Annotated in this window: 25 protein-coding genes and 1 tRNA gene; 8 read left to right on the top strand and 18 right to left on the bottom strand. The window is 74.0% G+C overall.

Annotated elements, in window-relative coordinates:
* Positions 1-28: 28 nt before the first annotated feature.
* The 3 genes from INN71_RS00130 to INN71_RS00120 are packed head-to-tail and all read right to left on the bottom strand — an operon-like array spanning position 29 to position 2,015.
* Complete coding sequence (locus INN71_RS00130) at positions 29-877, bottom strand: ABC transporter permease (RefSeq protein WP_277497479.1); 849 nt, start codon at positions 875-877, stop codon at positions 29-31.
* Positions 874-1,650 carry an ABC transporter ATP-binding protein gene (locus INN71_RS00125; protein ID WP_277497480.1) on the bottom strand — a complete coding sequence of 259 codons (777 nt, stop codon included), beginning with the start codon at positions 1,648-1,650 and terminating at the stop codon, positions 874-876. Before INN71_RS00125 ends, INN71_RS00130 begins: the two co-directional genes overlap by 4 nt.
* A 50-nt stretch (positions 1,651-1,700) precedes the next feature.
* Entirely contained in the window at positions 1,701-2,015 is a 315-nt protein-coding gene (locus tag INN71_RS00120; RefSeq protein ID WP_277497506.1) for an EXLDI protein, read from the bottom strand.
* A 56-nt stretch (positions 2,016-2,071) separates the two neighbouring features.
* Here INN71_RS00120 and INN71_RS00115 point away from each other — a divergent pair, with 56 nt between their 5' ends.
* Positions 2,072-3,049 carry a Gfo/Idh/MocA family protein gene (locus INN71_RS00115; RefSeq protein WP_301799166.1) on the top strand — a complete coding sequence of 326 codons (978 nt, stop codon included), beginning with the start codon at positions 2,072-2,074 and terminating at the stop codon, positions 3,047-3,049.
* Positions 3,050-3,120: 71 nt separating this feature from the next.
* Here INN71_RS00115 and INN71_RS00110 read toward each other — a convergent pair.
* A tRNA-Tyr gene (locus INN71_RS00110) sits at positions 3,121-3,202 on the bottom strand.
* Between the two features lie 125 nt (positions 3,203-3,327).
* Between INN71_RS00110 and INN71_RS00105 the strand changes: the two genes are divergently transcribed.
* From INN71_RS00105 to INN71_RS00090, 4 genes are all read left to right on the top strand, one after another.
* On the top strand, positions 3,328-3,819 hold the full coding sequence (locus INN71_RS00105; protein ID WP_277497482.1) for a YajQ family cyclic di-GMP-binding protein: 492 nt from the start codon (positions 3,328-3,330) through the stop codon (positions 3,817-3,819).
* Between the two features lie 206 nt (positions 3,820-4,025).
* Complete coding sequence (locus INN71_RS00100; protein ID WP_277497484.1) at positions 4,026-6,212, top strand: putative Ig domain-containing protein; 2,187 nt, start codon at positions 4,026-4,028, stop codon at positions 6,210-6,212.
* Between the two features lie 27 nt (positions 6,213-6,239).
* On the top strand, positions 6,240-6,599 hold the full coding sequence (locus INN71_RS00095) for a YidH family protein (RefSeq protein WP_277497485.1): 360 nt from the start codon (positions 6,240-6,242) through the stop codon (positions 6,597-6,599).
* Complete coding sequence (locus tag INN71_RS00090) at positions 6,596-6,913, top strand: DUF202 domain-containing protein (protein WP_277497486.1); 318 nt, start codon at positions 6,596-6,598, stop codon at positions 6,911-6,913. Before INN71_RS00095 ends, INN71_RS00090 begins: the two co-directional genes overlap by 4 nt.
* A 27-nt stretch (positions 6,914-6,940) precedes the next feature.
* Here the strand turns inward: INN71_RS00090 and INN71_RS00085 are convergent, their stop codons facing one another.
* The 4 genes from INN71_RS00085 to INN71_RS00070 are packed head-to-tail and all read right to left on the bottom strand — an operon-like array spanning position 6,941 to position 10,722.
* Positions 6,941-7,972 (bottom strand): sulfate/molybdate ABC transporter ATP-binding protein, encoded by a 1,032-nt coding sequence (locus tag INN71_RS00085; protein WP_277497487.1) that lies wholly within the window; start codon positions 7,970-7,972, stop codon positions 6,941-6,943.
* Positions 7,969-8,817, bottom strand: coding sequence for a sulfate ABC transporter permease (locus INN71_RS00080; protein WP_277497488.1), 849 nt, complete (start codon positions 8,815-8,817; stop codon positions 7,969-7,971). Before INN71_RS00080 ends, INN71_RS00085 begins: the two co-directional genes overlap by 4 nt.
* Entirely contained in the window at positions 8,810-9,691 is an 882-nt protein-coding gene (gene cysT, locus INN71_RS00075; RefSeq protein WP_277497489.1) for a sulfate ABC transporter permease subunit CysT, read from the bottom strand. The genes INN71_RS00080 and cysT overlap by 8 nt, the downstream gene beginning before the upstream one ends.
* Positions 9,688-10,722, bottom strand: coding sequence for a sulfate ABC transporter substrate-binding protein (locus INN71_RS00070; RefSeq protein ID WP_277497490.1), 1,035 nt, complete (start codon positions 10,720-10,722; stop codon positions 9,688-9,690). The genes cysT and INN71_RS00070 overlap by 4 nt, the downstream gene beginning before the upstream one ends.
* 172 nt (positions 10,723-10,894) lie before the next feature.
* Here INN71_RS00070 and rarD point away from each other — a divergent pair, with 172 nt between their 5' ends.
* The gene (gene rarD, locus INN71_RS00065; RefSeq protein ID WP_277497491.1) at positions 10,895-11,824 is read left to right on the top strand and encodes an EamA family transporter RarD; all 930 of its coding nucleotides are present in this window, start codon (positions 10,895-10,897) and stop codon (positions 11,822-11,824) included.
* Between the two features lie 149 nt (positions 11,825-11,973).
* The gene (locus INN71_RS00060) at positions 11,974-14,115 is read left to right on the top strand and encodes a PhoX family phosphatase (protein ID WP_277497492.1); all 2,142 of its coding nucleotides are present in this window, start codon (positions 11,974-11,976) and stop codon (positions 14,113-14,115) included.
* Positions 14,116-14,351: 236 nt separating this feature from the next.
* Here the strand turns inward: INN71_RS00060 and INN71_RS00055 are convergent, their stop codons facing one another.
* Positions 14,352-14,861 carry an ATP-binding protein gene (locus INN71_RS00055; RefSeq protein ID WP_277497493.1) on the bottom strand — a complete coding sequence of 170 codons (510 nt, stop codon included), beginning with the start codon at positions 14,859-14,861 and terminating at the stop codon, positions 14,352-14,354.
* Positions 14,862-15,004: 143 nt separating this feature from the next.
* Here INN71_RS00055 and INN71_RS00050 point away from each other — a divergent pair, with 143 nt between their 5' ends.
* Positions 15,005-15,319, top strand: a complete 315-nt coding sequence (locus INN71_RS00050) for an STAS domain-containing protein (RefSeq protein WP_277497494.1) — start codon at positions 15,005-15,007, stop codon at positions 15,317-15,319.
* A 182-nt stretch (positions 15,320-15,501) separates the two neighbouring features.
* Here INN71_RS00050 and INN71_RS00045 read toward each other — a convergent pair whose 3' ends face one another.
* The 9 genes from INN71_RS00045 to INN71_RS00005 form a co-directional block, all read right to left on the bottom strand.
* Entirely contained in the window at positions 15,502-16,518 is a 1,017-nt protein-coding gene (locus INN71_RS00045) for a polyprenyl synthetase family protein (RefSeq protein WP_277497495.1), read from the bottom strand.
* The gene (gene nuoN / locus INN71_RS00040) at positions 16,515-18,164 is read right to left on the bottom strand and encodes an NADH-quinone oxidoreductase subunit NuoN (protein WP_301799161.1); all 1,650 of its coding nucleotides are present in this window, start codon (positions 18,162-18,164) and stop codon (positions 16,515-16,517) included. Before nuoN ends, INN71_RS00045 begins: the two co-directional genes overlap by 4 nt.
* Position 18,165: 1 nt before the next feature.
* Complete coding sequence (locus INN71_RS00035) at positions 18,166-19,698, bottom strand: NADH-quinone oxidoreductase subunit M (protein ID WP_277497508.1); 1,533 nt, start codon at positions 19,696-19,698, stop codon at positions 18,166-18,168.
* Complete coding sequence (gene nuoL / locus INN71_RS00030; protein ID WP_277497509.1) at positions 19,698-21,566, bottom strand: NADH-quinone oxidoreductase subunit L; 1,869 nt, start codon at positions 21,564-21,566, stop codon at positions 19,698-19,700. Before nuoL ends, INN71_RS00035 begins: the two co-directional genes overlap by 1 nt.
* 88 nt (positions 21,567-21,654) lie before the next feature.
* A complete protein-coding gene (nuoK, locus tag INN71_RS00025; protein ID WP_277497497.1) occupies positions 21,655-21,957 on the bottom strand; it encodes an NADH-quinone oxidoreductase subunit NuoK in 303 nt (100 codons plus the stop codon).
* Positions 21,957-22,841, bottom strand: coding sequence for an NADH-quinone oxidoreductase subunit J (locus tag INN71_RS00020; RefSeq protein ID WP_277497498.1), 885 nt, complete (start codon positions 22,839-22,841; stop codon positions 21,957-21,959). The genes nuoK and INN71_RS00020 overlap by 1 nt, the downstream gene beginning before the upstream one ends.
* Positions 22,838-23,431 carry an NADH-quinone oxidoreductase subunit NuoI gene (nuoI, locus tag INN71_RS00015; protein ID WP_277497499.1) on the bottom strand — a complete coding sequence of 198 codons (594 nt, stop codon included), beginning with the start codon at positions 23,429-23,431 and terminating at the stop codon, positions 22,838-22,840. The genes INN71_RS00020 and nuoI overlap by 4 nt, the downstream gene beginning before the upstream one ends.
* Positions 23,431-24,774: an NADH-quinone oxidoreductase subunit NuoH gene (gene nuoH, locus INN71_RS00010; RefSeq protein WP_277497510.1), complete on the bottom strand. Its 1,344-nt coding sequence runs from the start codon at positions 24,772-24,774 to the stop codon at positions 23,431-23,433. Before nuoH ends, nuoI begins: the two co-directional genes overlap by 1 nt.
* Positions 24,775-24,809: 35 nt before the next feature.
* Positions 24,810-25,852, bottom strand: a 1,043-nt coding sequence (locus INN71_RS00005) for a molybdopterin-dependent oxidoreductase (RefSeq protein WP_301799157.1), incomplete at its 5' end; no start/stop codon positions are given.

The following is a 25,852-nucleotide window of genomic DNA, read 5'->3' as shown; positions in this document are numbered from 1 at the left end:
CGCGCGCCGGCCGCCCCGGGCGGGAACGTCAGACGCGGGGACGGCGGTAGGCCGCGCGCGCCCACAGCCACCCGAGCGCCCCGAGCCCGACGCACCAGGCGACCGCGGCGCCGGCCGTCGTGGCGTCGACGGCCTGCCCGGCCAGCAGGCCGCGGAGGGTCTCGATGATCGGCGTGAACGGCTGGTGCTCGGCGAAGAACCGCACCGGGCCCGGCATGGTCTCGACGGGCACGAAGCCGCTGCTGAGGAACGGCAGGAGCAGGAGCAGCATCGGCGTGTTCGACGCCGACTCGACCGACGGCGCCGCGGCGCCCATCGCCGCGCTCAGCCACGTGAGCATCAGCGCGACCAGGGCGACGAAGCCGAGGAGCAGCAGCCAGTGGGCCGGCCCGGCGTCCGGGCGGAAGCCCAGCAGCACGGCGACGCCGAGCACCGCGGCGATCGCCATCAGCGTCTGCACGACCGCGGCGACGACGTGGCCGCCTAACACCGCCAGGGGCGCGACCGGCATGGTCCGCAGCCGCGTGACGACACCGTCCGACATGTCCATCGCGACGCTGATCGAGGTCGACTGGGCGATGCTGGCGCCGGTCATCGCGAGGATGCCGGGGGTGATGTAGTCGAGGTAGGCCTCCCGACCCGAGGCCCCCGGCACCGCGCCGGGCACCACCCCGGCGCCGACGGCCCCGCCGAAGACGTAGACGAAGACGAGCAGCAGCACGACGGGCATCGCGACGATCAGCACCGTCAACGACGGGTAGCGGACCATCCGCAGCAGGCTGCGCCGCGTCATGGTGACGAGGTCGCGCCCGGCGAGCAGCCACGCGAGACGCTCGTGGGGACGAGCGGGGAGGACGGCGGGCGTGGCGGTGGTCATGAGCGGGCCTCCGGGGCGGTGTCGGTCCCCGGGGCGGCCGGGGCGGTGAGGGCGAGGAAGACGTCGTCGAGCGAGCCGGCCGCGTGGGCGTCCTTGAGCCCGGCCGGGGTGTCGTGGGCGACGAGCCGCCCCTCGTGCAGCACCGCGACGCGGTCGGCGAGCTGGTCGGCCTCGTCGAGGTACTGCGTGGTGAGCAGGACGGTCACGCCCGAGGCCACCAGCGCGCGCACCTGGTCCCACAGGTCGCGGCGGGCGCGGGGGTCCAGCCCGGTGGTGGGCTCGTCGAGGAACACGACCTGCGGGTCGCCGACGAGGGTCATCGCGAGGTCGAGCTTGCGGCGCATGCCGCCCGACAGCCGCTGGGCCGGCTGGCGCGCGGCGTCGCCGAGCCCGAAGCGGTCGGTGAGCTCCGTCGTAGGACGCCGTGCGTGGGCCCGGGGCAGGTGGAACAGGTCGGCGACGAGCCGCAGGTTCTCGGTCACCGTCAGCAGCGGGTCGACGGCGGACAGCTGGCCCGTCACGCCGATGACGCGGCGCACGGCCTGCGGGTCGCGGGCCACGTCGTGGCCGAGCACGCGGGCGGTGCCGCCGTCGGCGGGCAGCAGCGTCGACAGGATCGAGACGGTCGTGGTCTTGCCGGCGCCGTTGGGCCCCAGCAGTGCGGTCACGGTGCCCGCGGGCACGGTGAGGTCGAGACCGTGCAGCACGGCGCGGTCGCGGTAGGTCTTGCGGAGCCCGGTGACCTCGATCGCCGGGACGGGACTGGTGGACATGTGCGCTCCTCGAAGCGTCGCCGGGAACGCCCCGGCGACGTCGGGGCGCGTCAGATGTCGAGGTCCTCGACCTCGGGTTCGGCGGTGGCCAGGGCCCCCACCAGGTCGGCCAGCTCGGCCGGTAGTGCCGCCTGCAGCTCCTCGGCGGTCTCGAAGACCTCGAGGACGGCGGAGGCGGCGGTCTCGCCCCACTGCTGCTCGGAGGCGAAGTGCTTGCGCCAGCCGGTCAGCTCACCGGCCTTGCCCGCGGTGTGGACGAACCCCTTGGGGCGGGCGACGTGCAGCGCGAAGCGGCCGGTGCGCGTGCGGTACACGCGGAAGCGCTCCTCGACGCCCCCGGTGACCCGGCTCCAGTCCACGAGCAGGACGCCCTGGGGCCTCCCGTGCCACCCCGCACGGCCCCGCCGCTACGCTCGGCCGCATGGTCAACTGGGGGATCCTCGCCACCGGCAAGATCGCGCGGAGCTTCGCGCGCGACCTGGCCCTCGTCCCGGACGCACGGGTGGTCGCCGTCGGCTCGCGCAGCGCCGGGAGCGCCACCGCCTTCGCGACGGAGTTCGACGTCCCGCGGGCGCACGCGTCGTACGAGGCCCTCGTCGCCGACGAGGAGGTGGAGGTCGTGTACGTCGCGTCCCCCCACGCGTTGCACCTCGCGCACGTGCGGCTCGCCCTCGAGGCCGGCAAGCACGTGCTCTGCGAGAAGCCGGTCGCGCTCGCCCGGGCCGACGCCGAGGAGATGATCGCCCTCGCGACGGAGCGCGGCCTCTTCTTCATGGAGGCCATGTGGATGGCGACCCACCCCGTGGTCCGGGAGGTGGCGCGCCGGCTGCGCGCCGGGGAGCTCGGCACCCCCCGTCACCTGCACGCGGAGCTCGGCTTCGTCGTCGACGCCGACCCCGACGACCGGATGCTCGACCCGGCGCTGGGTGCGAGCGCGCTGCTCGACATGGGGATCTACCCACTGACCCTGGCCCACCTCGCGCTGGGCGAGGCCGAGGAGCTGACCGGCGTCGCCGCCCTGTCGGACCGCGGGATCGACCTCGACTGCGCGGTCACGGGGCGCTACCCCGGCGGCGCGCTCGCGACGATGACCGCCTCCATGACGTCGTGGTCGGGGCGCTCGGGCCGCATCGCCACCGACCGCGGCCTCGTCGAGCTCGAGCCGCCGTTCCACCACCCGGCCCGTGCGGTCTTCCACCCGATCGACGGCGACCCGGTGACGATCGAGGGCGAGGAGCCGGTGATCGGCGCGGGCTACGGCAACGAGATCGTCGAGGTCGGTCGCTGCCTCGCGGCGGGGCTGCTCGAGAGCCCGCTCGTGCCGCACGCGCAGACGCTGACGCTGATGGCGCAGATGGACGACCTGCGCCGCCAGCTGGGCGTGACCTTCCCGGGCTGAGCCCTCCGCCCGGGACGCAGAACGGCCCCCGATCCGCATCTCTGCAGGCCGGGGGCCGTCCCTCGCACGCGTGGCGGGTGAAGGATTCGAACCTTCGAAGGCTACGCCGACGGATTTACAGTCCGCTCCCATTGGCCGCTCGGGCAACCCGCCGTGCTCGTGCCTCCCGACTTGGCCGGGCGACAACAGCACGAAACAATAGCGCACGCCCTCGCGAGCGTGGAAACCGCCGCGAGCGCGCGCCGTACCGACCGCACCACCCCAGGAGCAGGAGAACCATGGCCGACTCGTCGTTCGACATCGTCAGCAAGCTCGACCGCCAGGAGGTCGACAACGCGCTCGGCCAGACCGCGAAGGAGATCGCGACGCGGTACGACTTCAAGGGCACCGGCGCCGCCATCGAGTGGAAGGGCGACGAGGTCATCGAGATCACCGCGTCCGCCGACGACCGCGCGACCGCCGTGCTCGACGTCTTCAAGGGCAAGCTGATCAAGCGCAACGTGTCGCTGAAGGTGCTCGACGCCTCCGAGCCGCGCCAGTCGGGCCAGACCTCCAAGATCGGCATCACGCTGAAGGAGGGCATCAGCTCCGAGGACGCGAAGAAGATCTCGAAGCTGATCCGCGACGAGGGCCCGAAGGGCGTCAAGGCGCAGATCCAGGGCGACGAGCTGCGTGTGTCGTCGAAGAAGCGCGACGACCTCCAGGCCGTGCAGGCGCTGGTCAAGGAGCAGGACTACGAGTTCGCGGTGCAGTTCACGAACTACCGCTGAGCTCGGCGGCCGGTCCCGAGCGCCCTGGGCCGAGGTCGGGACCGAACCCGCCACTTCCGGGCGAAAGCTTGGCACCGGAAGTGGCGGGTTCCCCGGTGCACCGGGGAACCCGCCACCCCGCCACCCACCTCCCCAAACCCCTCAGGTCCCCAAGCCCCGCGCCGATCGACCCTCCGGCGGGAGTCCGCCCTGCTCGGAGGTGACCCATGTCCAGCCCTGTCCCCGGCACGCCGGGCGTGTCCGCGCCCCGGCGGCGGCGCGCCGCCCTGACCCTCGTGGCCGCGGTCGCGCTGGGCACGACGCTCGCGACCGTCCCCAGCGACGCGGCGCAGCTCCCGCGGGTCGCCGTGAGCGCCACGCCGCGCGCCGTGCTCTCGGGCAACCCGGTGACCGTCGCGGTGCGCACCGCGAGCGTGGGCGCGAGCGCCAAGGTCACGCTGCAGGGCCTCGAGACCCTCTCCCCCACGGCGCGCTGGACCTCGCTGACCTCCCAGGTGCTCGGCCGTGACGCCGCCGCCGACTTCCGCGCGACGCCGCGCGTCGGCATCACCCGCTACCGCGCCGTCGTCAACGACGGCGGCCGCTGGACCACGTCGGCCGAGGTCGCGGCCACCGGCGTCCCCCGCGTCACCCCGACGCCGGTCGCCGCGGGCGCCGTCTACACGGTCACCGGCCACCTGCCGCTGACCGGCGGCCCCGTGCACCTGCAGGAGGAGCGCGGCACCACCTGGACGACCGTCGCGCAGGGCCAGGTCACCAGCGCCGGCTTCTTCCGCTTCTACCGCACCGCCGGCGCGACCACCACGACGGTGCGCGTCGCCGTACCGCCCACGAGCGCCCACCGCACCCTCATGAGCCCGCCGTCGCGCGTGCCCGTCACCGCCGCGCCGGTGCCGCCCGCCACCGAGACGCCGCGCATCGCGACGACCAGCCTGCCGGCGGGCCGGGTCGGGTCGCCGTACGACGCCACGCTCGCCCTCGCCGCGCCCCGCCCGGGTTCGTGGTCGGCGACCGGGCTGCCCGCAGGCCTGGCCCTCCAGGCCGCCTACGGCCGGATCACCGGCACCCCGGCGACCGAGGGCACCACCGACGTCGCCGTCACCTTCACCGCCGACGACGGCACGACGGCCTCGGCCACGCTCCCCCTCGCGGTCGCCGCACCCGCCCCGGATCCCGGCACCGACCCGGGCACCGGGCCCGCGCCCGGCGCCGCGCTGCGCGGCCTGAACGCGGCCGAGGGCTGGGGCGGTACCGGCGACGTCTCCGCCGACGGTCGCTGGGTCGTGCACCTCGAGGGCGCGCCGATCTCGGCGCAGGACCTCAACGGCGGCCTCGACGTCGTGCTGCTCGACACCGTGACGGGCGCCCGCCGGCTCGTCTCCCACGTGCCGGGCCAGCCCGCCCGCACTGGCGACCAGCCCGCCGACGCGCCCGCCATCTCCGGCGACGGCAGCACGGTCGCCTACACCTCGTGGTCGACGCCCGAGTCGCCCGGCACGCCCCGCGTCGTCGTGTGGGAGCGGGCCACGGGCACCGCCACGACCCTGCCGCTCGGCGGGGGCGCCGGCGCCTCGACGGCGGCGGACCTCAGCCAGGACGGCCGGTACGTCGCGTTCGAGCGCCACGGCCTCGACGCCGCGACGGGCGCGATGACCAACCGCGGCGTCGTCGTCCTCGACCGCACCACGGGCGAGGCCCGCACGGCCAGCGTCGCCGTCGACGGCGACGCGGGGGCCGACGGCACCGACCCGTCCATCAGCGCCGACGGCTCCCGGGTGGCCTTCACCTCGACGCACGACGGCATGACGGGCGACGACACCGACGCCGCCGCGGACGTCTTCCTCTGGACCCGCGACGCCGGCACCCCCGTCTCCCGGCTCTCGCGGCGCGCCACGGCCGGCGACGGCTGGAGCACCAGCCCGTCCATCTCCGCCGACGGCACCCGGGTCGCGTTCGTGTCCGACTCCGCGAGCCTCGTGGGCGCGGGACCGGCGGGCGGCCACTGGCAGGTCTACCTGTGGGTGCAGGGCGCCGACGGCGTCCGCCGCCTGTCCGGCTCCGGGGGCGCGCCGGGCGACGGTCCGGCCAGCAACCCGGTCCTGTCCGCCGACGGCCGCCACGTCGCCTGGGGAGCGGCCGCCCCGAACCAGCACCCCGGCACCGACGGCGCCGTCGACGACGCCTACGTCCTCGACCTCGCGGACTACGCCGTGACCCTGCTGTCCCAGCGGGCCGGCGACGGCGCGGGCGGCGACGGGCCGTCGTTCCCCGTCGCGCTGTCGGCCGACGGCCGCTTCGCGGTGCTCACCAGCTCGGCCACCAACCTCATCGCGCCGGCGCTGCCCTGGCAGGACACCCGCACCTACCTGTGGGACCGCCTCGGCAGCCGCTGACCGGCTGGGGCTCGCTACGGTGGCGCCATGAGCGCCGACCGCCGCTGGCCCCGCCAGGTGTACGGCGCGGGCACCGAGCCCGACCCCCGCTTCACCCTCGCCAACGAGCGCACCTTCCTCGCCTGGATCCGCACCGCCCTGGCCCTCGTGGCCGCCGGCGTCGCGGTCGACGCCGTGGACCTCGGCCTCGCCGAGGAGGTGCGGCTGCCGCTGGCCGTCGTGCTCGTCGGCCTCGGCGTGGTCTGCGCGCTGGGCGGGTGGGTGCGCTGGGGCCGGGTCGAGCGGGCCCTGCGGCGCTCCGCGCCCCTGCCCGGCTCGCCGCTGGGCGCGCTGCTGGCGCTCGGCGTCCTGGTGGCCGCGGTGCTCGTGCTGGTCTCGCTGCGGTGAGCGCCGGCTACGGCTCGCCGACGGCGTACCGCGACGACTCCGCCGCCCCCGAGCGCACCGCCCTCGCGTGGCAGCGCACCGCCCTCGCCCTCGTCGTGGCGGCCGCCGTCGTGGGCCGGCTGTCGTACGGCGACCTCGGCGTGCTCGCCGTCGTCGGGGCGCTCGTCGCCGCCGTCGCCGCCGTCGCGGTGCTGGCCTCCGCCCGGTGGCTGCAGCGCCCCGGCGCCCGCCCCGGGGGTACGACGACGCTCACCCTCGCGCTCGCCGTCGCCGGCCTCGGCGTCCTCGAGCTGCTCGCCGCCCTCCCGGGCTGAGCGAGCCGACCAGCCGGCCCGACGCGCTCAGACCAGCGCGCCCTCCGCCCCCAGGACGTCGCCGTCGAGCGCGGCGGCGGGCGCGCGGCGTACCGGCACGACGCGCGCGCCCTGCTCGGGCTCCAGCCACACGGGCGTGCCGACCTCGAGCCCGAGCGAGCGGGCGAAGGTGCGGGTGAGCGTCACGACCACGTCGCTGCCCTCGTCGGCGGCGCCCTCGGGGCGCACGATCAGGCGCACCTCGAAGCCGATGCGCAGCGCGCGGACGACCGTGCCGGGCACGCCGCCCCGCTCGCCGGAGGTGTGGACCTGCACGTCGTGGGGGCGCACGAGGTGGCCGTCGAGGGTGGTGACCTCGCCGAGGAACCCCATGACGAACTCGTTGGCGGGCTCGTCGTAGAGGTCCTCCGGCGACCCCACCTGCTCGATCCGGCCGTGGTTGATGACGACGATCTCGTCGGCGACCTCGAGGGCCTCCTCCTGGTCGTGCGTCACGAACACGGTCGTCACGTGCACCTCGTCGTGGAGGCGGCGCAGCCAGTCGCGCAGCTCCTTGCGGACCTTCGCGTCGAGGGCGCCGAACGGCTCGTCGAGCAGCAGCACCTTCGGCTCGACCGCGAGGGCGCGCGCCAGCGCCATGCGCTGGCGCTGGCCGCCCGACAGCTGGGCCGGGAGGCGGTCGGCGAACTGCTCGAGGTGCACGAGCTCGAGCAGCTCCTGCACCTTCGCGCGGACCTCCTTCTTCGGCCGCTTGCGGATCTCGAGGCCGAAGGCGACGTTCTTCGCCACCGTCATGTGCTTGAAGGCCGCGTAGTGCTGGAAGACGAAGCCGACGTCGCGCCGCTGCGGCGGCAGGCGGGTCGCGTCCACCCCCTCGATCTCGACGGTGCCCGTGTCGGCGACCTCGAGGCCCGCGATGATGCGCAGCAGCGTCGACTTGCCGCCGCCGGAGGGGCCGAGCAGCGCGGTGAGCCGCCCGGTCGGGATCGAGAGGTCGACGTCGCCCAGCGCGACGAAGTCCCCGTAGTGCTTGCTGATGCCGCGGACCTCGATGCTCATGCGCGGTCCTCCTTCGGTCGCAGGTAGGTGACCACCACCAGGGCGATGATCGAGATGAGGACGAGCACCAGCGCGACGGCGTACGCCGCGGGCTCGTTGAAGGCGCCGTACTCGTTCTGCACGAGCAGCGTCGCGGTCTCGCCGTTGAACTCCGCGCCCTGGCTGACGATCTTCACCGCGCCGAACTCGCCCAACGAGCGCGCCGCGGTGAGCACGACGCCGTACAGCACCGCCCACTTGATCGACGGCAGCGTGATGCGCCAGAAGGTCTGCCGGCCGTTCGCCCCCAGGCTGCGCGCCGCCTGCTCGGCGTCGGTGCCGATCTCCTCGAGCACCGGCACGACCTCGCGCACCACGAGCGGGAGGCTGACGAAGGCGGTGGCCAGGACGAGGCCGGGAGTCGAGAAGACGACCTGCACCCCGACCGACCCCAGCGCGTCGCCGAACCAGCCGCGGGTGGAGCTGTAGGCCAGCACGAGCGCCAGGCCGACGACGACGGGCGAGACGCTCAGCGGCAGGTCGACGAGCACGGAGAGCGCCCGGCGCCCCCAGAACCGGTAGCGCACGAGCAGCAGCGAGATGCTGACGCCGAAGACGGTGTTGGCGAGCACCGCCCAGAAGGCCACGGTCAGCGTCAGGTTGAACGCGTAGACGGTGGACGGCTCGGTGAGCCGCTCGAGGAAGGGCCCGAGGCCGCCGGGGTCGTCGACCGGGAGGAGCGCCCGCTGCGCGATGAGGGAGACGGGCCAGGCGACGAGCAGCAGCAGGTAGACGAGCACCAGCACGCGCAGCACGTAGGTGAGCGGTCCGCGGCGACCGCGGCGGGTCAACGTCGACTCAGCCACGGCGCGCCACCCGTCGGGACACGACGTCGAGCGTCGCGATCACCAGCGCCGAGACCAGCAGCAGGATGAACGCCACGGCGGCGGCGCTCGCGTAGCGGTCGCCCTCGATGAACTTGAGGATCCGCAGCGACGCCACCTCCGTCTCGCCGGGCACGTTCCCGGCGATGAGCACCAGCGAGCCGAACTCGCTGATCGCGCGGGCGAACGCCAGCGAGGCGCCCGCCGTGATGGCCGGCGCGAGGCTGGGGAGCACGATGCGGCGCAGGATCGTCGCGGGCGAGGCGCCCAGGGAGGCGGCGGCCTCCTCCACGTCGGCGTCCAGCTCGATGAGCACCGGCTGCACCGTGCGCACCACGAACGGCAGGGTGACGAAGAGCAGCGCCAGGAAGATGCCCTCGCGGGTGCCGACGACGTTCACGCCGATCGGGCTCCGCGGGCCGTAGAGGCTGAGCAGCACGAGGCCGGCGACGATGGTGGGCAGCGCGAAGGGCACGTCGATGACGACCTCGAGCACCCGCTTGCCGGGGAAGTCGTCGCGCACCAGCACCCACGCGATCACCGTGCCCACGACGACGTTGACGACGGCGACCCCGAGCGCCTCGGTGATGGTGAGCAGGAGGGCCGCGCGGGTGTCGGGCTCGGCGACCACGTCGACGAACGTGCCCCAGCCGCCCTCGAGCGCCGTCACGACCACGGCCGTGAGCGGCAGCAGGACGAGCAGGCTGAACCACAGCATCGCCACACCGAGCCCCAGGCCCGCCGCCGGGGTCAGCGCCTCGACGCCCCGGGGTCTCCGGCGCCCCCGCTGGGGCGCACCGGGGCCACCGGCCGGGCCGGAGCCCGGCGCGGTGGCCGCGAGGGTGGGGGTGCTCACCGCTGGGACGCCGCCTCGCGCAGCTGCTGCACGAGGGCACCGTCGGCGAAGAACTTCTCGTTGACCGCGCTCCAGCCGCCGAAGTCGTCGGCGATCGTCAGCAGGTTCTCCGGCGTCGGGAACGGGTCGGACGGGTCGTTGGCGCCCTCGACCTCGATGCCCTCGACCCCGTCGATCACGGGGCGGAAGCCCTTCCTCACGAACTCGGTCTGGCCCTCCTCGGACAGCACGAAGTCGAGCCAGTCCTGCGCCGCCGGGTGCGCGTCCACGGTGACGGCGCCCGGGTTCTCGATGAGCAGCGTCGTGTCCGGGACGACGTAGTCGTAGGGCTTGCCCTCCTGGCGGGCCAGGATCGCCTCGTTCTCGTAGCTGATGAGCACGTTGCCGATGCCCTGGTCGAAGGCCTCCGTGGCCTCACGGCCGCTGCCGGCCCACTGGGCGACGTTGGCGAACACGTCGGTCAGGTACGCCGCCGCCTCCTCCTCGCTGCCGCCCGCGGCGATCGCGTGGCCGTAGGCGCCGAGGATGTTCCAGCGCGCGGAGCCCGAGGAGTCGGGGTCGGGCGTGATGATGTCGACGTCGTCGCGCGTCAGGTCGTCCCAGCCCTGGATGTCGTCGGGATTCCCCTCCGGCACCACCAGGACGACGACGGAGTCCGACACGATGCCCTGCGTCTCGTTCTGGTTCCAGTCCTCCGCCACGATCCCGGCCTCGACCAGGCGGGTCACGTCGCCCTCGAGCGAGAAGTGGACGTAGTCGGCGTCGGCGCCGTCGACGACCTTGCGGCTCTGGTCGCCGGACGCGCCGTACGAGCCCGAGAATGTCACGCCCTCGCCCTCGGGCGTCTCCACGAACTTGGCCTCGATGGCCTCGTTCGCGGCCTCGGGCACGGCGAAGCCCACGACGTACAGCGGGCGGTCGTCGCCCTCGCCGCCGCCGGAGGCGCTCGCGCAGGACGCGAGGGTCACGGCGAGCGACGTGGCGAGCGTGCCGACGAGGAGCGTGCGGCGGGGGGTGCGGTGCGGGGACATCGTGGGTGACACCTCTCGACGAGCGGAGCGGCCGGACCCTCTCGGGCGGGTCCGGACCGGACAATGTCGAGAAGACTAGGAATCTTTGGTGGTGGAGTCGCGATTGTCCGGTGGGTGGATGGCGCACCGGGCGGGTGCGGGGTGCGGTAGGACCCGCGCCTACCATCGGCCGGTGACGACGACCGCTCCCACCTCCCGCGTGGGGGCGGGCCTCGCGATGGGCGTGGGCGCCTACACCCTGTGGGGCGTCTTCCCGCTCTACTTCCCCCTCCTCGAGCCGGCCGGCCCCGCCGAGATCCTGGCCCAGCGCGTGCTGTGGTCGACCGTGGTCATGGGCCTGCTCGTGGTGCTCCTGCGGCGTACGACGCAGCTGCGAGCCCTGCTCCGCTCGCGGCGGCTCGTGGGCCTGCTGCTGGTGGCGGCCCTGACCATCAGCGTCAACTGGGGCATGTTCATCTTCGGCGTCAGCACCGGGCGGGTGCTCGAGGTGTCGCTGGGCTACTTCGTGAACCCGCTGGTGACCGTGATGATGGGCGTCCTGCTGCTCGGCGAGCGTCTGCGCCGGGCGCAGTGGGCGGCCGTCGGGGTGGCCACCCTGGCCGTCGTCGTGCTGACGGTCGACTACGGCCGGCTGCCGTGGGTGGCGCTCCTGCTGGCCTTCAGCTTCGGCACCTACGGCCTGGTCAAGAAGACCGCCGACGTCGGGGCCGTCGAGAGCCTCGCGGTGGAGACGACGCTGCTCGCCCCGCTGGCCGCGGCGTACGTCGCGTGGCTGGCCGCCACCGGCGGGCTCGTGTTCGGCACCCAGGGCGCGGGCCACGCGGTGGTCTTCGCGGCGAGCGGCATCATCACCGCTGTCCCGCTGATCCTCTTCGGCGGCGCCGCCACGCGCGTGCCGATGGTCGCGCTGGGGCTCCTGCAGTACCTGGCGCCGACGTTCCAGTTCGTCCTCGCGCTCACCTACTTCGGCGAGCACATGCCGGCGACCCGGTGGATCGGGTTCGTGCTCGTGTGGGTCGCCCTCGCCCTCTTCACCGCCGAGATGGTGACGCACCGGCGTCGCCAGCTGCGGCTCGCGACCCGGGCGAGCACGGCGGCCTGAGTCCCGGCCGAGGCCGGAGCCCGGTGGCACCAGGGCGTTCACCCGGGCTCCACCTGGGGTTCGCCGGTGCGCACGCGCGCGCTCCTACGTTGCGCCGGACGGCGTCGCGACGGACGCGGCGTCCTGTGACAGAGGAGCGACCAGCCCCCATGACGCAGCACCTCTCGGAGCCCGCCTCCGCCCCCGCCTGCTGCGACGGCGCCGCCGACGCAGGTTCCACCGCAGCCTCCCCGACCGCGCCCGCCGGCCGACGCACCCTGCCGCTGTGGCGGCGGCAGGGCGGTCCGCACGGCTCGCGCAGCTGGGCCACGTGCTTCTACCGCTGCGGCAACGCGTGCGACAAGCCCGTGCCCAACACCACGGACAACGAGCACGTCCAGGACGTCATCACCAAGGCGATCAAGCGCCGCACCCTGCTCGGCGGCGCGGCCGTCGGCGCGGGCGCCGTGGTGCTCGGCACCGCCGGCGCAGCCGCCGCGGCCGACAACCGCTGGAACGCGGGCGGCAGCACCGCCGGCGCCGTGCGCGGCAAGATGGTCTCGAACGACGCCTTCGCCGTCGTCCCCCCGAACAAGAAGGACGCGCTGACGGTGCCCCGCGGGTACGCCGCGGTGGTCGTCGCCGCGTGGGGCGACCCGGTCGCGCCCGGCGCGCCGCGCTTCGACGTCTACAAGCAGACCGCCGAGGCCGCCGCCCAGCAGTTCGGCTACAACAACGACTACGTCGGCGTCCTCAACATCACGCAGACGAAGGCGCTGCTCGTGGCCAACCACGAGTACACGAACGAGGAGCTGATGTTCCCGCCGGGCGTCTACACCGACGAGGAGCAGCGCCGCATCGCGATCGCGTCGCACGGCATGAGCGTCATGGCGATCGAGCGCCGCTCCACCAGCCACGGCAACTGGGCGCCCAGCGCCGACCGCTCGCCGTACAACAAGCGGATCACGGGTGAGACGCCGTTCGCGGTCACCGGCCCCGTCGCCGGCCACGAGCGCCTGCGCACCACGGACGACCCCGAGGGCATGACGATCCTCGGCACGCTCAACAACTGCGCCGGCGGCACGACGCCGTGGGGCACGGTGCTGTCGGGCGAGGAGAACTTCAACCAGTACTTCGGCACCACCGGGCAGATCCCGGCCGACCGCGCGACGGCGTTCGCGCGCTACGGCATCTCCGCCGAGGGCAGCCGCGGCTGGCACCTCACGTGGGACCGCTTCGACCTGGCGAAGGAGCCGAACGAGCCCAACCGCTTCGGCTGGATCGTCGAGGTCGACCCGCTGTGGCCCGACGCCGCGCCGGTCAAGCACACGATGCTGGGCCGCTTCAAGCACGAGGGCGCGAACGTGTACGTCGAGCGCAACGGCCGCGTCGTGGTCTACATGGGCGACGACGAGCGCGGTGACTACCTCTACAAGTTCGTCTCCGCGGAGCGCTACGACCCGGCGACGACGAACGCCGCCCGCGCCAAGAACAAGTCGCTGCTCACCAAGGGCACGCTCTTCGTGGCCCGCCTCACCGGCGACGGCACCGAGGACGGCCAGTGGGACGGCACCGGCGAGTGGATCCCGCTGGCGAGCGACAACCGCAGCTACGTGCCCGGCTGGAGCGTCGCGGACGTGCTCATCGACACCCGCCTCGCGGCGGACACGGTGAGCCCGACCAAGATGGACCGCCCCGAGGACGTGGAGCCGAACCTCGTCAACGGCCGCGTCTACGTCGCGCTGACGAACAACTCCAACCGCGGCACGCGCTTCCCGACCGACGAGGCCAACCCGGTGGGCACGTCGATGGTGCGCCCCTCGCTCGGAGCCCCGCTGCAGCCCGCGAGCGGCAACCGCAACGGCTACGTGCTCGAGATGGAGGCGACCGGCTCCCACACGGGTGGCGCGTTCACGTGGCGCCTGCTGCTCGTGTGCGGCGACCCGGAGGCCCCGGAGACCTACTTCGCCGGGTACCCGAAGAGCCGCGTCAGCCCGATCAGCTGCCCGGACAACGTGGCCTTCGACTCGGCCGGCAACCTGTGGGTCTCCACCGACGGCAACGCGCTGGGCTCGAACGACGGCATCTTCCGCGTCTTCGTCGACGGTCCCTACCGCGGCGCCACGCAGCAGTTCCTCACGACGCCGCTCGGCGCCGAGGCGTGCGGCCCGCTCATCACCCACGGCGACCGCTGCGTGTGGGTCGCGGTGCAGCACCCGGGCGAGGGCGGCACGTTCGCCGAGCCCGCGGGCCTGTGGCCGCACACCAACCGCTACCCCCGCCCCGCGGTGGTCGTGACCTGGAAGGTCTGACCCCGCAGCACCCGCACCACGACCGACGGGCCGCCGTCGGACCCCCGGGACGCGCCTCGTCCCGCCGGTCCGGCGGCGGCCCGTCCGCGTCGCCCCACCTGGTGGTCGAGGTGGGTCGCTCCAGCGCCGGTGGTCGAGGTGGGTCGCCCTGGCCCCGGTGGTCGAGGTGGGTTGCTCTGGCAACCCCTCGAAACCACCGCCCAGGGTGCGCTCGGCCCGGGGTCGAGGTGCGGGGCTCAGGCGCGGGAGATGCTGACGCGCACGGTGGTGGAGCTCTCCGTGGACTCCACCTCCCAGTGGTCGCTCAGCGCGTCCACGAGGAGGAGGCCGCGGCCGCGCTGCTCGTCGTACGCCGCGTCGCGGGGCACGATGCGGGGGCCCCGGCCACCGTCCGTGTGCGTCGACCCCGCGGCGCCGCCGGGGTGGCACTGGGGGCAGCGGGGGTCGGGGCCGCAGTCGGTCACGTGCAGCTCGAGGGCCTCCGGGCTGAGGCGCCAGCCCACCTTGAGCGTCTCGTTGGGGCAGGGGTAGCCGTGGTCCATGCAGTTGCTGACGAGCTCGTGGATGATGAGGGTCGCGTTCTCCACGAGGCTGCGGCGGGCCTCGTGGGCGTGCAGCTGGTTGCGGAGCAGCACCCGGGCCCAGTACGTCGTGCGCTCGGTGAACGGCAGCTCGGCGTCGAAGACCGTCAGGTCGGCCGACGAGTCCCCGCGGGGGGCGCCCGTGTCGACGGGAGGAGCAGTCACACGGGCCTCCCTGGTCCGGACGACGAGCCCCGAGCCTAAGCCCTCGGCGGGGCGCCGACCAAGGGGTCCGTCCGGTCCGCCCGGTGGTCCGGCCGGTGGTCCGCCGGTGACGGGCCGGGGCTGGGTGGTTAGGGTGGTTGGTCGTGCAGGAGATCGAGTTCGCGTCGACGTTCGACGCCGCCACCTCGACGGTGACGATCGTCGGCGGGGTCTACGACTTCCGTGACGTCGAGAAGCTCGACGCCGCGATCATGAGCGCCTCGGACGACCTCCGCTCGTCGATCACCCTCGACCTCTCCGCCGCCCAGTTCTTCCCGAGCCTGGGCATCGGCACGCTGGTCGCGCTGCGGCGCCGGGCCCGCGCCCACGGGACGCAGATCCGGGTCGTCGCAGCCGAGGGCTCGATCGCCCACCGCGTGCTGACGGTGACCGGCGTGGAGTGCGAGCAGCCCGGCTGACCGCCCGCCGCCCCACGCTGCGCCGTACCCCGGACGTCATCCGAACCCGAGGCCCAGCACCACGATCGGTACGACGTCCCGCGGCCGCCGCCGGGCAGCCCACCGCCCCACGCTGCGCCGTACCCCGGACGTCATCCGAACGCGAGGCCCAGCACCACGATCGGTATGACGTCCCCGACGGCTCAGGCGGAGCGCGTCGCCACGATGTCGGCGAACGCCTCGAGCGCGTCGCGCACCGGCCCCTGCGGTAGCACGGCGAGGTGGGCCTTGGCCTCCTCGGCCATCGCCACGACGTAGGCCCGCGCACGCGCCAGCGCCGGGTGGGCGCGCAGCAGCTGCAGGGCCTCGGCGTGCAGCACCTCGTCGTGGGCCAGGTCGCTGCGCGCCGGGTCGAGCAGCTCGCGCAGGCGCGCGTCGGCCGGGTCCTGCGCGGACTGCACGTAGAGGACGGGGAGCGTGGGCACGCCCTCCTTGAGGTCCGTGCCCGGCGTCTTGCCCGACTCCGCGGAGTCGGAGGCGATGTCGAGGATGTCGTCGGAGAGCTGGAACGCCGAGCCGACGATCTCGCCGTACGCCCGCAGCGCCTCGACGACCTCGGGCGCGGCGCCGGAGAACATGGCGCCGTAGCGCGCGGAGGTGGCGATGAGCGAGCCGGTCTTGCCGGCGACGACGGCGAGGTGGTGGGCCACCGCGTCCGCGCCCGCGGCCGGGGGCACGGTCTCGAGGATCTGGCCCTCGACGAGGCGGGAGAACGTGCGCGCCTGGATGCGCACCGCCTCCGGGCCGAGGTCGGCGGTCAGCTCCGAGGAGCGGCCGAAGAGGAAGTCGCCGGTGAGGATCGCGACGTGGTTGCCCCACCGGGCGTTGGCCGAGTCGGCCCCGCGGCGCAGCAGCGCCTCGTCCATCACGTCGTCGTGGTAGAGCGACGCGAGGTGGGTGAGCTCGACGACGCAGGCCGCCGTCTCGACCTCGGGGGCGTCGGGGCGCTCGCCGACCTCCGCGGCCAGCAGCACGAGCAGCGGCCGGAAGCGCTTGCCGCCCGCGGACAGCAGGTGGGCCGCGGCCTCGGTGACGAAGGGCGCCGAGCCCTCGACGTGCCCGGCCAGCGCCTGCTCCACCACGGCCAGGCGCTCGCGCAGCCGCTCCGCCAGGGCGGCGTCGGTCACGGGGAGGGCCAGGCCGGATGCGATGGGGCTCACCTGAGGAATGATCCCGCATGCCCCGCGAGGTCGAGCAGCGGGCCCGGGACGACCCCGAGCGCGACCGTCGCGACCAGCGCGAGGCCGATGGTGACCGACGTCGCCGGCGACGGGACGACCACGGCCGGCGGGTCGACCGGCGGGTCGGCGAAGAACATCAGCACGATGTGGCGCACGTAGAAGTAGACGGCCACGATGCTGCAGGTGACGGCCACCGCCACGACGGGCCAGGCGCCCGCGCTCGCCGCGACCGCGAAGACCGACCACTTGCCGACGAAGCCGGCCGTGAGCGGGATCCCGGCGAGGCTCAGCAGGAAGACCGCGAAGGTGCCGGCGACCAGCGGCGACCTGCGCCCCAGGCCCGACCAGCGCGCCACGTCGCCCGCCTCCCCGCCCGGGTCCCGCACCAGGGTCGTGACGGCGAAGATGCCGACCGTGGCGACGCCGTACGTCGCGAGGTAGAAGAGCACCGCCTGCAGCGAGCCCACCTGGCCCTCGCCGAGGTCCCCGGCCGCACGCAGCCCGAGCACGCCGGTGAGCAGGAACCCGGTGTGGGCGATCGAGGAGTAGGCGAGCAGTCGCTTGACCTCGGTCTGGCCCACGGCGAGCACGACGCCGGCGACCATGGTGAGGATCGAGATGGCCCACAGCAGCGGCGTCCAGTTCCACCGCGCGTCGCCCAGGCCCACGTGCAGCAGCCGCAGGATGGCGCCGAAGGCGGCGATCTTGGTGGCGGCCGCCATGAAGGCGGTCACCGCGGTCGGAGCGCCCTGGTACACGTCGGGCGTCCAGGCGTGGAACGGCACCGCGCCGACCTTGAAGAACAGCCCGACGAGCACGAGGGCCGTGCCGGCCAGCAGGAGCACCTCCGGGCCGGCGCCCGCGCGCACGGACGCCGCGATGCCCGCGAGCGACAGGGTGCCGGCGTACCCGTAGAGCAGCGCCGCGCCGTAGACGAAGAAGCCCGAGGAGTAGGCGCCGAGGAGGAAGTACTTCATCGCCGCCTCCTGGCTCAGCAGGCGGCGACGGCGCGCCAGGCCGCAGAGCAGGTAGAGCGGCAGCGACAGGACCTCGAGGGCGACGAACATCGTCAGCAGGTCGCCGGCCGCGGCGAAAAGCATCATCCCGGCGAGCGCGAAGACCAGCAGCGGGTAGACCTCGGTGTGCTCCCACCGCTCGTACGACGGAGCCTCGCCCGCCGCGCCCCCCGCACCGGCGGCGTCACCCGCACCGCCCGCCCCGGCGGGCGAGGCGGAGGTCCCCGGCGGCACGGAGGCCTGGCCGGCGAACACCGGCAGGCCCGCGTCGACGCGACGCTCGGCGAACAGCAGCAGGCCCCCGGCGGCCACTACGACGAGCAGGCCCCACAGGAACACCGTCGGGCCGTCGACGACGACCGCGCCCGCGGCCGTCACCTCGCCGCGGGCGGCACCGTCGCCCCGCTCGGTGAGGTCGGCACCGACGACGATCGTGCCGACGAGGGCCGCCAGCAGGCCCGCCCCGGCGAGACCCGCCTGGAGCAGCCGGCGCGCCGACCGCGGCGCGAACGCCTCGACGCCCACCCCGGCCAGCGCCGTGCCGAACACGACGAGCAGGGGCCACAGCTGCGCCCACGCGAACTCCGGGGCCGTGAACTCGCCACCCATGTCAACGACCTCCCTGCTCGCTGTCGGCCGCGGGCACGTCGGGCCCGTCGTCGGCCGGTCCGCCGTTCTCCCCCACGTGCTCGAGCACCACCTGCGTGGTGGGCTCGACGACGTCGGTGAGCAGCGACGGGAAGAACCCGAGGCCCACGAGGGCCACGACGAGCGGCACGAGCACGCCGACCTCGCGGCGGTCGAGGTCGCCCGCGACGACGGGGGTGCCGCGCGGCGGGCCCGTCATCGTGCGCTGGTAGGCCCACAGCACGTAGATCGCGGCCAGCACGATGCCGGTCACGGCGATCGCGCCGGCGTACCAGGCGTAGTCGAAGGCCGCGAGCGTCACCAGGAACTCCGACACGAAGGGCGCGAGCCCCGGCAGGCCGAGCGTCGCCATGCCGGCGACGAGGAACAGCCCGGCCAGCACGGGGGCCGCCTTCTCCATCCCGCCCATCGCGGCGATCGAGGCGGTGCCCGAGCGCCGGATCGCGAATCCGGCGACGAGGAACAGTGCGGCCGTCGCGATGCCGTGGTTGACCATGTAGAGGATCGCGCCGGTGTGGCCCTGGTCGGTGAGCACGAAGATGCCGAGCACGATGAAGCCGAAGTGCGACAGCGACGTGAGGCCCACGAGTCGCAGCAGGTCGTCCTGCCCGATGGCGACGAGCGCGCCGTACACGATCGAGATCAGCGCCAGCGTCACGACGGCGGGCGTCGCCCACACCGAGGCCTCGGGGAACAGGCCCAGGCAGAACCGGATCATCCCGTACGTGCCGATCTTGTCGAGGATGCAGATGAGCAGCACGCTCGTGCCCGGCGTCGCCGCCTGGGTGGTGTCCGCCAGCCACGTGTGCACCGGGAACAGGGGCGCCTTCACCGCGAACGCGACGAAGAAGCCGAGGAACAGCCAGCGGCCCGTGCCCTCGGACAGGTCGAGCCCGGCGAGGTCGTCGACCAGGTACGACGGCGCCCCCTGCTGCGCGGAGACCACGTAGAGCCCCACGACGCTCAGCAGCATCACGAGGCCGCCGGCGAGCTGGTAGACGAGGAACTTCGTGGCCGCCTTGGCCCGCCCGCGGCCGCCGAAGCCGCCCACCAGGAAGTACGCCGGTATCAGCGTCGCCTCGAAGACCACGTAGAAGAGGAAGACGTCGGTGGCGAGGAAGACCGCCAGGGCGGTGGCCTCGAGGCCGAGCACCCAGGCCGCGAAGCTGCCGGTGCGGCCGTCGGCCTCGCCGGTGCGCCACTCGGCGACGAGCACGATCGGCACGAGCACGACGGTCAGCAGCACCATGACGAGGGCGAGCCCGTCGACGCCGAGCGCGAGGTGGGCGCCGACGGGGCCGATCCAGTCGTGCTCGGTGGTCAGCTGCATCCCGGAGCCGGAGTGGTCGTAGGCCAGGGTCACCGCCACGGCGACGCCGAGCGTGGCGAGGGCGCCGACGAGCCCGACGAGGCGGGCCGTCGTGCCGCCCCGGCGGCCGAGGACGGCGGCGGCGACGGCGCCGACGAGGGGGACGAGGACGAGGGCGAGCAGCATCACCAGCTCACCGCCACCATGGCGAGGACGACGATCACGGCACCTCCGAGCACCGACAGGGCGTACGTGCGGACGTAACCGTTCTGCGCGCGCCGGAGGACGTCCGACAGCGCGCCGACGAGGCCGGAACCGCCCTCGACGACGCCGTCGACGCCGTGCCGGTCGGTGGCGACGAGGCCGCGGACCAGGGCGCCGCCCGGCGCCACCACCAGCCCGTGGTTGATCGCGTCGCCGTAGAGGTCGGCGCGGGCCGCCCGGGTCGCGAACGAGACGTCGCGGGGGGCCTCGCGCGGCACCGGCCGCCGCCCGACGAGCAGGACGGCGACGGCGACACCGACGGCGACGACGGCGGTCACCAGCAGCGTGATCGCCCAGACCGGCACCGGCAGCTCGTGGTGCTCCACCGGCCCGACCACCGGCGTCAGCCAGTCGACGATCCAGTCGCCGAGCAGCAGGAGGCCGCCGAGCACCGACAGGGCCGCGAGCACCAGCAGCGGCACCGTCATCACCTTCGGGGACTCGTGCGGGTGCACGCCGGGCTCCCAGCGGGCCTCGCCGAAGAACGTCATGAGCATGAGGCGGGTCATGTAGAACGCGGTGACCCCGGCGCCGACGAGCGCGGCCGCGCCCACGAGGTAGTTCTCCCCGATGGCGGCCTCGACGATCTTGTCCTTGCTCCAGAACCCGGAGAAGCCGGGGAAGCCGATGATGGCGAGGTAGCCCATCGCGAAGGTCAGGAACGTGACCGGCATGGCGCGCCGCAGCGCCCCGTAGTGCCGCATGTCGACGTCGTCGCCCGTCCCGTGCATCACCGAGCCGGCGCCCAGGAACATGTTGGCCTTGAAGAACCCGTGCGTGAGCAGGTGGAAGATCGCGAAGGCGTAGCCCGCGGGCCCGAGGCCGGCGGCGAGCATCATGTAGCCGATCTGGCTCATCGTGGAGCCGGCCAGCACCTTCTTGATGTCGTCCTTCGCGCAGCCGATGACCGCACCCCACAGCAGGGTCACGCACGCCACGACCACGACGGCCGTCTGCGCCACCGGCGCGTTCTCGAACACGAAGTTGGACCGCGTCACCAGGTAGACGCCCGCGGTCACCATCGTGGCCGCGTGGATGAGGGCGGAGACCGGGGTCGGGCCCTCCATCGCGTCGAGCAGCCAGGCCTGGAGCGGCACCTGCGCCGACTTGCCGCAGGCGCCGAGCAGCAGCAGCAGGCCGATCGCGGTCATCGTCGACTCGGGCGCCTCCCCCGCGGCGGCGCTCACGCCGGCGAACGCCGTGGTGCCGAAGGTGACGAACATCAGCATGATCGCGAGGCTCATGCCGATGTCGCCGACGCGGTTGATGACGAAGGCCTTCTTCGCGGCGGCCGCCGCGCTGGGCTTGTGCTGCCAGAACCCGATGAGCAGGTACGACGCGAGCCCGACCCCCTCCCACCCGAGGAAGACGCCGAGGTAGTCGGCGGCCAGGACGAGCAGCAGCATCGCCGCGACGAAGAGGTTGAGGTAGCCGAAGAACCGGCGGCGGCGCGCGTCGTGCGCCATGTAGCCGATCGAGTAGACGTGGATCAGCGTGCTGACGCCCGTGATGAGCAGCAGGAACAGCGCCGACAGCGGGTCGTAGAGCAGGTCCATCCCCACCCGGTAGTCCCCGACGGACACCCAGTCCCACAGGTGCCGCCCGACCTGTCGGTCGCCCTCCTCGCGGCCGAGCAGCGCGACGAGCATCGCGACGGAGAGCGCGAACGAGGCGGCGACGGTCGCCGTACCCAGCCAGTGGCCCCAGCGGTCGGTGCGCCGGCCGCCGACGAGCAGCACCACGGCGCCGGCCAGCGGCAGCGCGATGACCAGCCACACGAGGCCGAGCACGCCGTCGGCAGCACCGGGGTCGACGAGCGGGACGGAGTGGTGGCCGCCCTCGGCGGCCAGGGGGAGCGTCGCGATCACGGCTGCCCTCTCAGTACTTCAGCAGGCTGGCGTCGTCGACCGAGGCCGAGCGGCGGGAGCGGAAGATCGTCATGATGATGGCGAGCCCGACGACCACCTCGGCGGCGGCGACGACCATGACGAAGAAGGCCGCGACCTGGCCCTCGAGGTTGCCGTGCTGCTTCGCGAAGACCACGAGCGCCAGGTTCGAGGCGTTGAGCATCAGCTCGACGCACATGAACACGACGATGGCGTTGCGGCGCACCAGCACCCCGACGGCGCCGATGCTGAAGAGGATCGCGGAGAGCACGAGGTAGGGCGTCAGGTCGTCCATCACGCGTCCCCTCCCCCGGGTGCGCCGTCACGGGCGCCGTCGGCGGCCCCGTCGGCGCGGGCCCGGTCGGCGTCGCCGGTGGCCTGGGTGTCCCCGGAGCGGCGGCGGCGCGGGTCGCCGTCGGCGCGGTCGTGGTCCGCGGCCTCGAGCTGGCCCACCACGGCGTCGACGTCGCGGTACGCCGGAGCGCTGCGGGCCGTGCCGCGCGCCGAGATGATCGACGGCACCGAGCTCTCCGCCGGCGTGCCGTCGGGCAGCAGGGCGGGGGTGTCCACCGCGTTGTGCCGGGCGTAGACCCCCGGCGCCGCCTTCGGGCCCAGGTGCTCGCCGCCCTCGCCGTAGAGGCGCACCCGGGCGCGGGCCCGGTCGGCCTGGGTCTCCCGGGGCGTGAGGCGCTCGCGGTGGGCGAGCACCATGGCGCCCAGCGCGGCCGTGACGAGCAGCGCCGCCGTGGCCTCGAAGGCCAGCACGTAGCGGGAGAACAGGACGTCGGCGAGGCCCTCGATGTTGCCGCCCTCGTTGGCGCCCTCCAGGCCGACCGCGGTGCCCAGCGTGACCTGGCCCAGCAGCACGCCGACGAGCGCTGCGAACGCGCCGCCGACGACGACGGCCAGCACGCGCTGCCCGCGGATCGTCTCGACCACCGAGTCCGACGCGTCGACGCCGACGAGCATCAGCACGAAGAGGAACAGCATCATGATGGCGCCCGTGTAGACGACGATCTGCACGGCGAAGAGGAACGGGGCCTCGAGCGCGGCGTACAGCACCGCGAGGCCGATCATGACGACGGCGAGCAACAGCGCGGCGTGCACGGCCTTGCGCACGAACAGCACGCCGAGCGCCGCCACCACCATGACGGGGGCGAGCAGCCAGAAGGCGATCATCGACCACCCTCCGGGACGGTCATCTTCTCGCCGGGCTCGGGCACCGAGAACGCGCCGCGGTAGTAGTCGCCCGCGTCGGCGCCGAGGCGCATGGGGTGCGGCGGCTGCTCCATGCCCTCGGCCAGCGGCGCGAGCAGCTCGGACTTCTCGTAGATGAGCGACGCGCGGTCGTCGTCGGCCAGCTCGTACTCGTTCGTCATCGTGAGCGCCCGCGTCGGGCAGGCCTCGATGCACAGCCCGCAGAGGATGCAGCGCAGGTAGTTGATCTGGTAGACGCGGCCGTAGCGCTCGCCGGGGCTGTAGCGCTCGGCCTCGGTGTTCTCCGCGCCCTCGACGTAGATCGCGTCCGCCGGGCAGGCCCAGGCGCACAGCTCGCAGCCGATGCACTTCTCCAGCCCGTCGGGGTAGCGGTTGAGCTGGTGGCGGCCGTGGAAGCGGGGCGCGGTCGGCTTCTTCTCCCGCGGGTACTGCTCCGTGACCGGCTTGCGGAACATCGTCGTGAGCGTGACCCCGAACCCGGCGACCGGGTCCCAGACCTGCTCCTTGATCGACGGCGACGGCGTCGCGCGGTGCGGGTCCTTCTCGGACATCAGCTCTCCTCCTCGGCGCCGGACCGCACGGGTCCGGGCGCGTGGGTGAACGTGAGCGGGGCGGCCGCGCCGCGGACGGCACCGCCGGACGGCATCGGGGGGACGGGGTAGGCGCCCGTGCCGTGGGCCGGGGCGGGTACGCCGGTGCCGTGGGGGTCGGCGGGGTCCCCGAGGTCGTCGGGGTGGTCGGGGTCGCCAGGGCCATCGGCCGAGCCCGAGGGCAGCAGGAACGTCAGCGCCAGCAGCACGACCGCGACCGTGCCGAAGACCAGCATGAGCGTGCGGCGGTCGACCGAGTCGTCGTTCAGCACGAGGCGCATGACGGCCGCGACGACGACCCAGGCCAGCGCCACGGGGATGAGGCGCTTCCACCCGAAGTCCATGAACTGGTCGTAGCGCAGCCGCGGCAGCGTGCCGCGCAGCCAGACGAACAGGAACATGAAGAAGAAGACCTTGCCGAAGAACCACAGCAGCGGCCAGTAGCCCTCGTTCGCGCCCTCCCACAGCGTGCCGATGCCGAAGGGGGCACGCCACCCGCCGAGGAACAGCGTCGTGGCCAGCGCCGAGACGGTGACCATGTTGATGTACTCGGCGAGGAAGAACAGCGCGAACTTCAGCGAGCTGTACTCGGTGTGGAAGCCGCCGACCAGCTCGCCCTCGGCCTCCGGGAGGTCGAACGGCGCGCGGTTGACCTCGCCGACCATCGCGATGCAGTAGACGACGAACGCCGGCGCCATCGAGAAGGCGTACCAGACGTCGCTCTGCGCCTCGACGATCTCCGAGGTCGACGCGGACCCGGCGTACAGGAACACGCTGACGAGCGCGAGGCCCATCGCGACCTCGTAGGAGATCATCTGGGCGCTCGAGCGCAGGCCGCCGAGCAGCGAGTACGTCGAGCCGCTCGACCAGCCGCCGAGCACGATCCCGTAGATGCCGATCGACGCGATCGCCATGACGAAGAGCACCGCCACCGGCATGTCGGTCAGCTGCAGCGGCGTGACGGTGTCGGTGAACGGGATCCGCACCTCGGGCCCGAAGGGGATGACGGCGAACGTCACGAAGGCCGGCACCACGCAGATGACGGGGGCCAGCACGAAGACGACCTTGTCGGCCGCCTTCGGGATGATGTCCTCCTTCAGCGCGAGCTTCACGCCGTCGGCCAGGCTCTGCAGCAGGCCGAACGGGCCGTGCATGTTGGGGCCGATGCGGTGCTGCATCCGTGCCACCACGCGGCGCTCGAACCAGATGTTGAACAGCGTCAGCAGCACGAGCACCACGAAGATGAGCACGGCCTTGAGCAGCACGACCCAGATCGAGTCGTCGCCGAAGGCCTCGAGTGCCATCGGCGTCAGGCCCCCCGGCGCCGGGACGAGGGAGCTCACGCGGTCACCGCCGTCGCGCCGCCCGTGGGCCCGCTCGGGAGCACCGGGTCGGCGGCCGCCGGGGCGACCCGCACCACGGCGCCCGGACCGGCGAGCTCGGCGAGGAAGCCGCGGCCGCTGGCGCGGGTGGGCGCCCAGACGACCCCGTCGACGAGGGTCGGCTCGTGCGCGGCGGGCAGCGTCGTGCTCCCCCGCGGCCCCGCGAGGGTGACGGCCGCGGGGCGGCCGAGGGCGTCGTACGCCGCCGTGCCGAGCAGCGCGACCGCCGGGCGCATCGTGGCGAGGTAGGCCTCGTCGCCGTCCTGCAGCGAACCGCGGTCGACGAGCTGCTTCCACGTGGCGAGCTCGAGCTCGAGCACGCCGTCGGCGACCTGCGCGCCCGGCAGGGGGCGGGCAGCCGGGGCGCCCCTCCCCGCACCGGCGCCCGCATCGGCGCCCGCGTCAGCGCCACGGGCCGCGGGCAGCGCCGGGCGGGCGCCGTCCCAGCCGCCGAGGGCCTCGAGGTGGTCGCGCACCTGGTCGACGGTGCGGAAGCCGAGCGGGTGGCCCATCTCCTCCGCGATGCCGGCGAGCACGCGCGAGTCCGGGAGGCGGTCGTTGCCGCGCAGCACGACGGGGAACGGCCGGGCCCGGCCCTCCCAGGTGACGAACGTGCCGGCCTTCTCCGCGGCGGCGGCCACGGGCAGCACGACGTCGGCGTGGGCGGTGGCCTGGGTGGCCCGCAGCTCGAGGCTGACGACGAACCGTGCGGCGCGCAGCGCGGCGGTGAACGCGGCCGGGTCGGCGAGGTCCTCCCCCGCGACCCCGCCGACGACGAGGCCGGCGAGCTCGCCGGCCGCGGCGGCGGCCACGATCCCGTCCGTGTCACGTCCGGGGGTCTCGGGCAGGGAGCCGACGCCCCAGGCGGTGGCCGCGTCGACGCGGGCGGCCGGGTCGGCCACCGGACGGCCGCCGGGCAGCAGGGTGGGCAGGCAGCCGGCCTCGAGGGCGCCGCGGTCGCCGGCGCGGCGCGGCACCCAGGCCAGGCGGGCACCGGTCG

Source organism: Nocardioides sp. ChNu-153 (assembly GCF_030466625.1).
Lineage (GTDB): Bacteria > Actinomycetota > Actinomycetes > Propionibacteriales > Nocardioidaceae > Nocardioides.
This window is presented reverse-complemented; position numbering and strand designations above follow the sequence as displayed.

What these genes read in the sequence shown, in the direction of transcription:
- INN71_RS00070 (WP_277497490.1), bottom strand. Translation starts at nt 10,722, where the DNA reads ATGTCCCCGCACCGCACCCCCCGCCGCACGCTCCTCGTCGGCACGCTC.
- INN71_RS00095 (WP_277497485.1), top strand. Translation starts at nt 6,240, where the DNA reads ATGAGCGCCGACCGCCGCTGGCCCCGCCAGGTGTACGGCGCGGGCACC.
- nuoK (WP_277497497.1), bottom strand. Translation starts at nt 21,957, where the DNA reads ATGGACGACCTGACGCCCTACCTCGTGCTCTCCGCGATCCTCTTCAGC.
- INN71_RS00020 (WP_277497498.1), bottom strand. Translation starts at nt 22,841, where the DNA reads ATGATCGCCTTCTGGCTGCTCGCCCCCGTCATGGTGGTGGCGGCGCTC.
- INN71_RS00085 (WP_277497487.1), bottom strand. Translation starts at nt 7,972, where the DNA reads ATGAGCATCGAGGTCCGCGGCATCAGCAAGCACTACGGGGACTTCGTC.
- INN71_RS00125 (WP_277497480.1), bottom strand. Translation starts at nt 1,650, where the DNA reads ATGTCCACCAGTCCCGTCCCGGCGATCGAGGTCACCGGGCTCCGCAAG.
- INN71_RS00035 (WP_277497508.1), bottom strand. Translation starts at nt 19,698, where the DNA reads ATGCTGCTCGCCCTCGTCCTCGTCCCCCTCGTCGGCGCCGTCGCCGCC.
- nuoI (WP_277497499.1), bottom strand. Translation starts at nt 23,431, where the DNA reads ATGTCCGAGAAGGACCCGCACCGCGCGACGCCGTCGCCGTCGATCAAG.
- INN71_RS00130 (WP_277497479.1), bottom strand. Translation starts at nt 877, where the DNA reads ATGACCACCGCCACGCCCGCCGTCCTCCCCGCTCGTCCCCACGAGCGT.
- nuoH (WP_277497510.1), bottom strand. Translation starts at nt 24,774, where the DNA reads ATGGCACTCGAGGCCTTCGGCGACGACTCGATCTGGGTCGTGCTGCTC.
- INN71_RS00105 (WP_277497482.1), top strand. Translation starts at nt 3,328, where the DNA reads ATGGCCGACTCGTCGTTCGACATCGTCAGCAAGCTCGACCGCCAGGAG.
- nuoN (WP_301799161.1), bottom strand. Translation starts at nt 18,164, where the DNA reads ATGGGTGGCGAGTTCACGGCCCCGGAGTTCGCGTGGGCGCAGCTGTGG.
- INN71_RS00115 (WP_301799166.1), top strand. Translation starts at nt 2,072, where the DNA reads ATGGTCAACTGGGGGATCCTCGCCACCGGCAAGATCGCGCGGAGCTTC.
- INN71_RS00100 (WP_277497484.1), top strand. Translation starts at nt 4,026, where the DNA reads ATGTCCAGCCCTGTCCCCGGCACGCCGGGCGTGTCCGCGCCCCGGCGG.
- INN71_RS00060 (WP_277497492.1), top strand. Translation starts at nt 11,974, where the DNA reads ATGACGCAGCACCTCTCGGAGCCCGCCTCCGCCCCCGCCTGCTGCGAC.